Annotated in this window: 13 protein-coding genes and 4 pseudogenes; 14 read left to right on the plus strand and 3 right to left on the minus strand. The window is 38.0% G+C overall.

The window, feature by feature from the left end; translation table 11 throughout:
- The 8 genes and pseudogenes from DYI81_RS17115 to DYI81_RS17150 all read left to right on the plus strand — a co-directional run.
- Positions 1-108: pseudogene (locus tag DYI81_RS17115) on the plus strand (IS5/IS1182 family transposase); the annotation flags it as partial.
- Between the two features lie 80 nt (positions 109-188).
- Positions 189-752 (plus strand): hypothetical protein, encoded by a 564-nt coding sequence (locus DYI81_RS17120; RefSeq protein WP_005006063.1) that lies wholly within the window; start codon positions 189-191, stop codon positions 750-752.
- A gap of 43 nt (positions 753-795) precedes the next feature.
- The gene (locus DYI81_RS17125; protein WP_005006061.1) at positions 796-1,326 is read left to right on the plus strand and encodes a hypothetical protein; all 531 of its coding nucleotides are present in this window, start codon (positions 796-798) and stop codon (positions 1,324-1,326) included.
- A 250-nt stretch (positions 1,327-1,576) separates the two neighbouring features.
- Positions 1,577-2,419 (plus strand): hypothetical protein, encoded by an 843-nt coding sequence (locus DYI81_RS17130; RefSeq protein WP_005006057.1) that lies wholly within the window; start codon positions 1,577-1,579, stop codon positions 2,417-2,419.
- Between the two features lie 12 nt (positions 2,420-2,431).
- A complete protein-coding gene (locus DYI81_RS17135) occupies positions 2,432-2,746 on the plus strand; it encodes a hypothetical protein (RefSeq protein ID WP_005006055.1) in 315 nt (104 codons plus the stop codon).
- A 72-nt stretch (positions 2,747-2,818) separates the two neighbouring features.
- Positions 2,819-3,295: a hypothetical protein gene (locus DYI81_RS17140; protein WP_005006052.1), complete on the plus strand. Its 477-nt coding sequence runs from the start codon at positions 2,819-2,821 to the stop codon at positions 3,293-3,295.
- Between the two features lie 175 nt (positions 3,296-3,470).
- Positions 3,471-4,568, plus strand: coding sequence for a phosphohydrolase (locus tag DYI81_RS17145; protein WP_005028536.1), 1,098 nt, complete (start codon positions 3,471-3,473; stop codon positions 4,566-4,568).
- Positions 4,569-4,725: 157 nt separating this feature from the next.
- Positions 4,726-5,064 carry a hypothetical protein gene (locus DYI81_RS17150; RefSeq protein ID WP_005006049.1) on the plus strand — a complete coding sequence of 113 codons (339 nt, stop codon included), beginning with the start codon at positions 4,726-4,728 and terminating at the stop codon, positions 5,062-5,064.
- A 69-nt stretch (positions 5,065-5,133) separates the two neighbouring features.
- On the opposite strand, the pseudogene DYI81_RS18280 reads toward DYI81_RS17150, so the two are convergent.
- Positions 5,134-5,271: pseudogene (locus DYI81_RS18280) on the minus strand (excalibur calcium-binding domain-containing protein); the annotation flags it as partial.
- Positions 5,272-5,454: 183 nt separating this feature from the next.
- Positions 5,455-5,631 (minus strand): annotated as a pseudogene (locus DYI81_RS18285) (cold shock domain-containing protein); the annotation flags it as partial.
- Between the two features lie 151 nt (positions 5,632-5,782).
- Between DYI81_RS18285 and DYI81_RS17160 the strand changes: the two are divergent.
- The 6 genes from DYI81_RS17160 to DYI81_RS17185 all read left to right on the plus strand — a co-directional run bounded on the left by DYI81_RS17160 (position 5,783) and on the right by DYI81_RS17185 (position 9,857).
- Positions 5,783-6,217, plus strand: a complete 435-nt coding sequence (locus DYI81_RS17160; protein WP_005006045.1) for a DUF6573 family protein — start codon at positions 5,783-5,785, stop codon at positions 6,215-6,217.
- Positions 6,218-6,289: 72 nt separating this feature from the next.
- Positions 6,290-6,778, plus strand: coding sequence for a hypothetical protein (locus tag DYI81_RS17165; protein ID WP_005006043.1), 489 nt, complete (start codon positions 6,290-6,292; stop codon positions 6,776-6,778).
- Between the two features lie 200 nt (positions 6,779-6,978).
- Positions 6,979-7,509 (plus strand): hypothetical protein, encoded by a 531-nt coding sequence (locus DYI81_RS17170; RefSeq protein WP_005028543.1) that lies wholly within the window; start codon positions 6,979-6,981, stop codon positions 7,507-7,509.
- A 220-nt stretch (positions 7,510-7,729) separates the two neighbouring features.
- Positions 7,730-8,371 (plus strand): hypothetical protein, encoded by a 642-nt coding sequence (locus DYI81_RS17175; protein ID WP_033917500.1) that lies wholly within the window; start codon positions 7,730-7,732, stop codon positions 8,369-8,371.
- Positions 8,372-8,383: 12 nt separating this feature from the next.
- The gene (locus tag DYI81_RS17180) at positions 8,384-9,217 is read left to right on the plus strand and encodes a hypothetical protein (protein ID WP_024160764.1); all 834 of its coding nucleotides are present in this window, start codon (positions 8,384-8,386) and stop codon (positions 9,215-9,217) included.
- A 31-nt stretch (positions 9,218-9,248) separates the two neighbouring features.
- Positions 9,249-9,857 (plus strand): hypothetical protein, encoded by a 609-nt coding sequence (locus DYI81_RS17185; protein ID WP_024160765.1) that lies wholly within the window; start codon positions 9,249-9,251, stop codon positions 9,855-9,857.
- A 32-nt stretch (positions 9,858-9,889) separates the two neighbouring features.
- Here DYI81_RS17185 and DYI81_RS17190 read toward each other — a convergent pair.
- Positions 9,890-10,008: pseudogene (locus DYI81_RS17190) on the minus strand (IS30 family transposase); the annotation flags it as partial.

The raw sequence follows: 10,008 nt of genomic DNA on the forward strand, positions 1-10,008 counted from the left end.
AGAGGAATAGCAACACGATATGATAAGTTAAAGTGTAGCTATGAGGGTGCAGTTGCATTAGCTTGTATATTTATTTGGCTACCTTTATCGGGTAAATTCTATACTTGAAATGTCAACAGACCCTAATGAAGTGACTCAGATTAAAATAAAACCTTAGGAAAATATTGTCCGAAACTTGGAGATGAATAATGAATAACGCAGCACATCAATTTGCAAATAAAGTGGTCGCTCAATACCAATTTACAAACGGAAGTGATTCAAGTCTGAATCATTTAATTATCGGCAACAGCACCGCAGAAATTATCGACACCTTAATTTATATGCTTTTCTCAAGCCATGCTGAAACCTATGACGATGGCGTTGTTTGGTTTAAATCAGTGGACGCAATTAATGTTGAGAAGTCTTACATTACTTACAACAGTCGTGAAAACTGCATTTTTGCTTATTTTGTGTTTGATAAAAATCCATTAATGCTGAAAACAACCACATTGCATATTGATAATGTTTGTTACTTTGGATGTGAAAGCGACACCACCAATAAAACCATCGAATTTTTAGAAAAATTCAAAGTTCGTGTATCCCTTGCTAAAGAGTGCCACAAGTTCAAATTCAATACTGAGCATCATGAAACCTTGATGCATGAAACCATCAAAACCTTAAAAACTATCTATGAAGAACATAACGACATGGATGCCGAAAAGTTATCTCAACACCATGACACAACTCATTTAGTTAACACATTTCTTGCTTAACCGTACACCATACAATAAACAAAACCCGAAAAAGGATATAACAATGCTATTAGGCGCTTTAAAACAATCTCTAAGCTCAGTCATCGACATGAACCGCTACACCGCCCTTTGCTCACATGTGGAGGGTGAAAACTTGCCGTTATGCGCTCAATTTCGTGTACTTAAATATATCTTTGGTGTGCATGGTCTAAGCGCACTTAAAAATTACAAAGAAGTTGAACACATTGACGAAGCCTTTTTGAAAAAACACTTCCTACGCATGATGAACTATGACTTTGAAGCAGTCATATACCTTGCTATGGTCGGCATGCGCGAACTTATCTTAGAAGCTGATGCTTTTGACCATGACGGCGAACAAAACACCCAAAATGAGCTTAAACAAGCATTCCAATACGTTTCAGAAAATGACGTTCGTAATTTTGCTTATGTCACTCACATGGGCTATTCAGAAAAGTATTTCAACTGGAATATCATTCGCCACCAGTCTAAAGATGAAGCGGATAATCCCCTCACCTTTTGGTTATTTAAGAATGCAATGTATTCACTATTTTTCAACTTAGCCAATCGGGAATAATGCCCCAACTCATTAAGAGTATTTAAGTCCGAACTTAAGTACTCTTTTTTTTGCATTAGAAAAATAGACCGGTATATACGCTGTCTAAGCATGGCTTAAAACGTATACGATGATTTTAATTGATTAAAATATTTTAAATATCCTTTACGTGTTTTAGGTCGGTTAATTAATTCCAATAAAGTTATTCATTAGTATTTTTTAAATAAAATGACTCTATCGAAAGCAATTGCTTAAAACTTGGAGTCCTCTAATGCATCAACTAGATAAGCTAAATCATTTAAAAAATATTATTAAGCAAGTACCACATGAACGTTTTGATCTGGACAAATGGCGCACGGATTCAAAAACCGAAAATGTGACTTTTGCTCAGCTTTTACTTAGTGATGCTGATTGTTGCGTCATGGGTTGGGCGACAGCTGATGCTACTTTTAGAAGACTTAACTTCATGTTGTTTGACGGCGTTCCCCTTTATGCGCCATTCCGTGCGAATACTGGTGAGCCATTCACTTATGAAGAACTCAAAACAAATGTTGTTTATCGCGGTTCTGAAGCAGTACGTGAGTTTTTTGGACTCAATTATGAAGATGTCGATCATATTATTTTTGAGAGCAACTACGCTTTTGAAGACCCAATCAAAGACGAGATTATTGATCATATCAACCATGTTATTGATCGTGTAAACATCCGTCCACAAGACCTTGACCATTTGTTATCTAGCTCAATTGTTGCACTGGATAAAGAAGTCCGTGAGTTCACTTTAAATGATGATGAAGTCCGTGAAATATCTGTTGTGGTTGATTGCTTCAATAAGTTTTTCCCCGATGGTGCTTATCTTGAGTTTATTGCTACGGTCAACGTACCAGGTGATTGTGATCCACTGGAATACATCGCCAGCAATTACAACATTAAAGAGCCATTAGCTTTCGTTCCTAAGCCGAATGAAGCATTAGAAGAATATCTGGAAACATACCCGATCGAATATCTCATGCATAACTGGCAAGAGGATTTCATTTCGCCGTATGACGAAATCATTAATCAACGTTTAACGCATATCGCATTGCAAAATTTAAATAACGCAAAAGTAGTTCAATAAGGAAACCTACCCATGAAAATTGAAAATCCGCAATTCGTCAGTGCCATCAACGAACTTGGCTTTTACTTGCCACAGCAAGTACAACAGATACCGAACACCACAGAAGCCGGTTTTCGTGTGTATGTGATCGATACAGCAAAACATACCAACATCGAGGCACTAATTAGTGCTATTGAGAATGTCAGTATCACTTCACAGCCCTTTTATTTTCAAGATGATTACGACATGGGCGTGTTTTTTGAGGGATTTAGTTTCTTCTTGCCTATGCTCATTACACAAGACAGTGATGCACCTTTACCACTGTTCTTAATTCAACTGGATTTGTAAGTCCAACAGCGGTACGTGCGCCAGTATGTACCGCTACCCCTTTTGGCACACCGCCTAAAACTTGGAGCAGATATGAACAAAGCAACGACCGTTGAGCGTTTAGAAAAGCTGATTGAGCTAGTGATCGAGGTCATTCCTGATGAAAGCTTTGATTTCGACATTTGGCGTGATTATGACGCAAGCCATACAGAACAACACACCGATTTCTTTTCAGGTTTCACCACTGAAGAATTGTTAGATAAAAATATTGTAGGATGCCTGATTGGTTGGGCTACGTCTGTCGAGTATTTCCAAAATCTAGGTTTCAATTTTCATGGTTCTGTTGGGCCAATCTTCATGTATGAAAAAATACTCAGCAATGAAGAGCTAAAAGATGCGCCTGTTGTCACTGTACCAGTCGTTTACCAGTGGAAAGCAGTACGTGAGTTTTTTGGCATCACTCAGGAAGATGCTTTGGTGATGTTTAGCTATGACAATTACGACCAGGCCAAAATTGATAAGGACACAATGATTCGATTTATTGAACGCATCATCCAAAAATATAAGTAACCACCGAAACGGCGCAATGCCGTTTTGCTAGGCGTTATAACCGCTTACGATGGATTTTATTTGATTAAAATATCTCGATATTTTTAAATTTTGAGAAAAGTTTTCCCCTGGTACACCCCTCTATACTTAATCCATAGCAAGCAAGGCACAAAGCCTTAAATCTGGAGTAAGTCGAATGAATACAGCGCATAAGTACGATGATCAAGTCATCATCCCCACAATAGCCGGGCAACTGGAGTTGCTGTCTGGTACCGATCTAAACAAAGAACTGGCTGAGCATGTTTTTCATGAAGCACCAGACATCGATCTAAGTATCTATGACATTTTTATTGTCTGCTTAAGTGGCGGTAAGGATTCGATTGCAGCGTATTTACGCTTACTGGATGCTGGAGTAGATAAAAGCAAAATTGAGCTTTGGCACCACAAAATTGATGAAGAAAACCAGCCGTTCATGGATTGGGTGTTCATGGAAAACTATACCAAAGCATTCGCTCAGGCATTCGACACACCATTGTACTTCAGTTGGCTCGAGGGCGGTTTCCTTGGCGAAATGCTCAAAGAAAACAGCTACTCAAAACCCCACTTCGTAGAAACACCAGAGGGCTTAATTAAGCTTGAACGCGATAACAACCGCAGTAAACCAGGCACACGCTTGAAGTTCCCACAACAAGCAGCCAGCCTCATGACGCGCTGGTGTTCTTCAGCGTTAAAGATCGATGTCGGACGCAGAGCATTGAACAACCAAGAACGTTTTGACGGCAAGAACATTTGTTTTATCACTGGTGAACGCCGTGAAGAGTCACCAAACCGCAGTAAGTACAACCAGCTAGAACCGCACCCATGCGACCGTAGAAGCGGTAAGAAAGCAAGACGCGTTGACTGGTGGAAGAACGTGCTTCACTTCACTGAAGAGCAAGTATGGGCGTTACTGGAGAAGTACAAGGTTACGCCACCAGTGCCATATCGCTTAGGTTGGGGCCGTAGCTCATGCATGACCTGTATCTTCAACAGTCCTAAAATCTGGTCAACCATCAGCACCTACTACCCTGAACGCGCTCAGCTGATCGCTGGTTATGAACAAAAGTTTGACTGTACGATCAGTCGCTCAAAGATCGATGTCGTCAGTCTGAGCAATCGCATTGAGCCATTCGACATTCAGGATATGGAAGCACTGGTACAGTCCAAAATTGAAAGTTATTACCTACCAGTGTTCACGGATAACTGGACGGTTCCACCAGGCGCATTCAACAAGGAGGGTTGTGGATCGCTGTAAATTAGGGTGCCATTTGGCACCTTTTTAGGATGAAAACCGCAAGCGATGTTTTTTAATTGATTAAAAATGGTTTGGAATAATTTTGTTTTTGAATAAGTTTTTGACACCACCTGTCAGCATAAAATGATTTTAAACCAATCAATATGAGATGATGTTTATGACAACTTTAAACGAAACAATGCAAAAGTTCTGTAAAGCTAAGGCAATGATGACCTATTTAATGTCTGATGATCCTATCATTGATGAATCTGTCAGCCGTTACGAAAATTGGGCATTGGCTTATGACCTTTTGGTGAGTATTGGACATCTGGATCTAGAACAAGTTGAGCAGATCTGGAATGAAAAAACCCATACCAATTTTACGCTTTGGGGTGTAGTTGGTGAATGCTCAATAGAAGAAATTGTATCGTATGTGACAGAAGAATATGACGCTCAAGCTGTCACACTGGCGCAGATTAATGAATTACAAGACGGTAAAACACTGGCAGAAATCTAAAATCAACCTAAGGAATGAGTTATTAATTAAGTATTAATAGCTCATTTTTTATTGTCTGAAACTATACAACTACCACCTTGAATCATTTTCACAGGCATCGCCATCGCCGTCACCATCCATCATGGTATCTGGGCAGTTTTTCACAAACCAATCAGCTTCTTCTTTAGATCGCATTTGAGAGCAATGCTTACGACCATCGCATTTATAGGCTACTGGCTTTTGATATATAGCATTTGTAGTTTGATTATCTTTATATAGATATTTCTTTAATTGAATGCTACCTAGATATGCCACCCCAATAGCTATGCTAATAAAAATTATCCATAGATATATTGGCAATGGTTTTTGCTTGTCTTGCGTTTGTTCATGGTCGGAATAGTAAACATGGATTGCCCTATTTTTATTTTCTTTTTTAACTACCTCGAAATAAACCTCTCGACCTGGTATTGGCTGTTCACCTTTCTGAAAATCCTTAATATGGAAAAATACATCACCAAAATTACTCGTGGATATAAAACCAAAACCACGCTCAATATTATAATTTTTAATTGTTCCTGTTAGTACCACCTAAAACCTCAAATATATATTAAAAGCTATATTAATTATAATTATTAAACCTGAATAAATACTATCTTTTTTTAAAAAAAAGTTTTAAGGTTTATGGATTTATTATAATTAAAACATCAAAAGCAATTGCTTAAAACTTGGAGTAGCTATTATGAATAATTTTTTCGCTGGTGCTGAAGTCATCACTGTTTTTTCTTTACAAGACGCTTTAGAAGAGGGCGTGATTCTTTGCCTTAGCGATAAAGAAGAACATGCCAAAGATTGCAAACAGTTCTATAAGTTCCCTGTTTATATTACAAGCAACTTGTATAACAAGCACCTGACAGCTGCAAAAGCAATTTTTCCGAATGGTACGGAAGCTGATGCTGAAAAAATCAATGATTTAATGGGATATACCATCTTTGATATGTTGAACATGAGCGTTCGTGGTTCAGTTGCACTTAATGACCAAAGCGTTAAGTTTAAATATGCTCTACAAGATACACCGCATACCTTTTCTGACACCTTAATCACCAATATTGCTACGGTTGGGCCTGGCGTGAATGGTGAGCCTATCATTACTTTTATGATGCCTGAAGACCAATAAACACAACACCTAGCATTGACCAACCAATGCTAGGTTTTTTGAGATCCGAACGTTCATTGAGAGGTATTAAAAATGCAAATGGCTACTATGAAAATTGACAACCTTGACCTATTCGGCTTTGCAAATATGCAAGCAATAGAACAACAAAGAGAAAAAAACGAATTAAAACGTATAGAAACGATGAAGCTTGTCCGTTGTGACTGGTTTATCGCCGTGACATCTACTGGAGAGCTGTTTAAGTACAGTGAAAAAGTACCAGCTAAATATAAGGCGTTTAAAGGCATTAAATTATTCAAGTGCTGGAATGAAGCTACCGCGGATCTCGTGTTAAATGCCGTAAAAGGCGCAATCAAGGGTGATCATTACGAAATACCAGACGTTAAAAAAAGCAAAAAGTTTGCTGTTAATAGCTGGGTAAGAAACATTGATCTAAAGTTTCTACATTTGCCAGTCGGTCAACTCACCAACCTGTACAGGGAACATCAAGAGCGTTTAAGACTGAAGCGTGAAAAAGCCAGACTTAAAGAAAATGAAAACACGTATGACGTAGAACCGCACTAATCACACCCACCAGGAATAAGCACCCATAGCTTATTCCTTTCATAAGATGATGGCCGTAAACGGTGTTTTTAATTGATTAAAAATAACTTGAAATCATGAGCCTATCAGCCGAAATACTTTTACTGAAAAGTTATACAGGCCACATGCACCGATATAATGAATACATCAAAGCTCATTGCTTAAAACTTGGAGATACGACAATGCAACTACAAAAATTTAATACTGGTACTGCTAATGTGCGCCACTTGCTACAAAGCTTCACCCAAGCGTATGACGGTTTACCAAGTTGCGTCATCAATGTGATTGGCTTAGCAACCAAAGCAGATCCGCAGTTTATTTTTAACATTGAACTGGATGTCGTTTTATTTCACCAACATAAGTCACAAGCCTACTGCATTGAAGTCAATGCACCGTTACAGGTTCAAGCCATCGCAGACGCTCACGAATCATTTAGATTCAGTCCTGATGATTCTCATGCATTGATTGAGGGCGAAGTCATGGATGTGGCGATAAATTTACAACACCAAGCCATTAATGACATGATTCAATATGATTTGCTGTCAGATGCAGAACTGGAAAAGTTCAATACATGGAATAAAGGTTTCGCCAGTGCATTACTGACTGAATGTTTTGAAGATGTCGCAGATTTTAATGCGCTGCATAGCTCACATTTTATGGCGAACACTGTTTATTTAAGACTGATTGAGTACTTTAAAAACAACCTGTCATAAGAAACCATTAAACAAATAGAGGGAGATCCAATAAAGGTCTACCCTCTTTTTTTATGCCATTAGATTTAATGACGTATACGATGTTTTTTAATTGATTAAAAAAATATTGAAATTTTTCATTGCCAGTTCCATAAGTAATTTGAGAAAAGTTTTTAAGGGATATTTCACAGATATAATTAATTCATACCTAAGCAATTGCTTAAAACTTGGAGTTGAAGATATGAAAAGCGTACTTGATTTTTTTACAAACCGTTCTAAAACATTAAACATTATTGTGAATCCTGAATTAAATACAGGTCATTCCCTTGCTGATTTTTCGTATAACGAAGAATTGCATCAAGACCTTAATGTATTAACGGTTATTCCGCGTGATCATTACGGAAACTTTCTATCTTTAACCCTTGATGATTGGGGCGTGATTACTTCAAAAGTTCAATTCCCTGAACATCTTGATTTTAATCAATTACTCAGCATTTTTTGGGAAACACAACCCATTTTAGTTGTTACTGACATCGCACGTTCAGAAGTGCATGACAGCGACTTTTTTCAACAAAGCTTGGTCAAGCAAGTCAATCTTGCATATAGCCGAGATATTGCCAGTGAATATGCACCAGAAGATGTTCACTACATCTCTCAATCTTTTGATTTAGATAAGCTGATGCGTTGCGGTGTATATCTGCAAGGTCATTGCTATTCAGCTCATGATTTCGTCATTAACAACCATAACCTATTTGAAAAAGACAGCTTGATTGTGCCTGTTTTTAACATCCACTCGACACAAAAAGAACTGCAACAATTTTTAGTATTTGATCTGCAAGGTAAGTTTTTGGATTGCGTTGTTGGCACTGAAGTTTTGTACTAAGGAATATTGATCATGTCTAAAAAATACTTATTGATTGAATTGAGCTACGAAGCACCAAACAACACCAGTGCTGATGCTGTTTTGCACAATGTCTATATTGATATTAATCACCCTGAAAATCTGGCGATGTTTAGCGAGTCTTGCAAGAATCGCCATGAAATTAATGAAAACCTACCCATTTGCCAGTTAATCACTTCATGGGTTCGATTACTAGGGATCTTCACCATTCTGGACAATACGGATCAGGACAAAGAAACCCCTGTTCTCATTCAACTTGCTGATGGCGGTACTTTATCTATCGATGGTTGGGAAATTCTCGACCAAGAAACCAAAGATAGACGCTTGGCGTTAATGGACATTGAGCCAGATGAAGAACAAGACGTAGACGACCCTATTTTGTTCGCTCATGAGCATTCAGACTCAATCACACTCACCAAAGTCGAAAAGCCAGTAGCAGAAAGTGTATATGTCGCTACGCGTAACTCTTACAGCAACAACTTTGATTTAGTTCTTGAATGTATCTTGAATCCTGAAAAATATTACAGCCTATATCAAGGCTCATATGATGGCACTCATGTTCAAGTGATCCTGAATGACTTGGCACTACTACCATCATGTAAGACACATAAATCAGAAATTGGCGACTATGTAACATGCAATGTACTGGAGCTGTTCAAAGGCTCAATAGATGCGTATGGCGCAGAAAGTGAATTTATTGATTCATTCGTGCAACTCGACATTACACCGTACTTAGATAGCACACTGAAAATGGACTACACCGAATTGCAGTTTAGCTACCAGAGCAACGATCTCATTGCATTTTTTGGGAATGATCCATGTTCTTAACATGGATCTCTATAGAATAGGAGAAAATACAATGTCTGATCATATCTATAATTACATCATCGGCAGAATCGACAAAAGCCGTAAAATTATGGTTCTGGTGAACTACGAATCAAGATCCAATCTGGTGACTCAAGCACAGTTAATGAAAGTCCAATTCCCGAACCTCAATACCTTGAGAATGTTCCTGAATGACTTTGAGCCAACGGAAAAACATGTTATCCATTACTCGAAATACAGTAAAGAAATGCCATCAGGTGCAGATGGATATTTCCTATTTTCAGAACATGACCAACAATGGAATATTTTTGATCCAAAAGTTATAAATCGGTTTGTTCACATACACCAAGAAGCACCAGAGTTCGATAACTACCAAGATTATATCTGTTCTTGTGAAGTCAAAAACTCACCTACACTTAAAGCAAAACATAAAAAACAAGCATTTGTGCAGAAGATGATCTTCACTTCATTGGGTTTTGAGCGTTATTGCCATCATTGCAATGGCTATGAACCACTGGATCGCTTTTATTATCATTCTGATACCAAAACCTATGAAGCAGTTTGCAAGCCTTGTTATGTTCCTCATTACAAGCCTTACAAAATGAAAAAACGTATGACCAGTACGGTTGAAGAATATATTTAATCATTAACTAGAACTCAAAAAGATGGGCGAATTCAAACATGAGGTGCGACAGTTTCAAAAGCCATATGATAATCAACAAGCTGAGCAAATTTCTCTAATGGTGTAAGCCAATCTAACGCCTTTCTAGGACGAGTATTCAGTGACATGGCAA

Source organism: Acinetobacter sp. SWAC5 (genome assembly GCF_003419885.1).
In the GTDB taxonomy this organism is placed as follows: Bacteria; Pseudomonadota; Gammaproteobacteria; order Pseudomonadales; family Moraxellaceae; genus Acinetobacter; species Acinetobacter cumulans.

Excerpts from the sequence above, each read along its gene's own strand:
- DYI81_RS17170 (WP_005028543.1), top strand. The coding sequence starts at position 6,979 with ATGCAACTACAAAAATTTAATACTGGTACTGCTAATGTGCGCCACTTG.
- DYI81_RS17175 (WP_033917500.1), top strand. The coding sequence starts at position 7,730 with ATGAAAAGCGTACTTGATTTTTTTACAAACCGTTCTAAAACATTAAAC.
- DYI81_RS17185 (WP_024160765.1), top strand. The coding sequence starts at position 9,249 with ATGTCTGATCATATCTATAATTACATCATCGGCAGAATCGACAAAAGC.
- DYI81_RS17165 (WP_005006043.1), top strand. The coding sequence starts at position 6,290 with ATGCAAATGGCTACTATGAAAATTGACAACCTTGACCTATTCGGCTTT.
- DYI81_RS17125 (WP_005006061.1), top strand. The coding sequence starts at position 796 with ATGCTATTAGGCGCTTTAAAACAATCTCTAAGCTCAGTCATCGACATG.
- DYI81_RS17130 (WP_005006057.1), top strand. The coding sequence starts at position 1,577 with ATGCATCAACTAGATAAGCTAAATCATTTAAAAAATATTATTAAGCAA.
- DYI81_RS17135 (WP_005006055.1), top strand. The coding sequence starts at position 2,432 with ATGAAAATTGAAAATCCGCAATTCGTCAGTGCCATCAACGAACTTGGC.
- DYI81_RS17160 (WP_005006045.1), top strand. The coding sequence starts at position 5,783 with ATGAATAATTTTTTCGCTGGTGCTGAAGTCATCACTGTTTTTTCTTTA.
- DYI81_RS17145 (WP_005028536.1), top strand. The coding sequence starts at position 3,471 with ATGAATACAGCGCATAAGTACGATGATCAAGTCATCATCCCCACAATA.
- DYI81_RS17150 (WP_005006049.1), top strand. The coding sequence starts at position 4,726 with ATGACAACTTTAAACGAAACAATGCAAAAGTTCTGTAAAGCTAAGGCA.
- DYI81_RS17180 (WP_024160764.1), top strand. The coding sequence starts at position 8,384 with ATGTCTAAAAAATACTTATTGATTGAATTGAGCTACGAAGCACCAAAC.
- DYI81_RS17140 (WP_005006052.1), top strand. The coding sequence starts at position 2,819 with ATGAACAAAGCAACGACCGTTGAGCGTTTAGAAAAGCTGATTGAGCTA.
- DYI81_RS17120 (WP_005006063.1), top strand. The coding sequence starts at position 189 with ATGAATAACGCAGCACATCAATTTGCAAATAAAGTGGTCGCTCAATAC.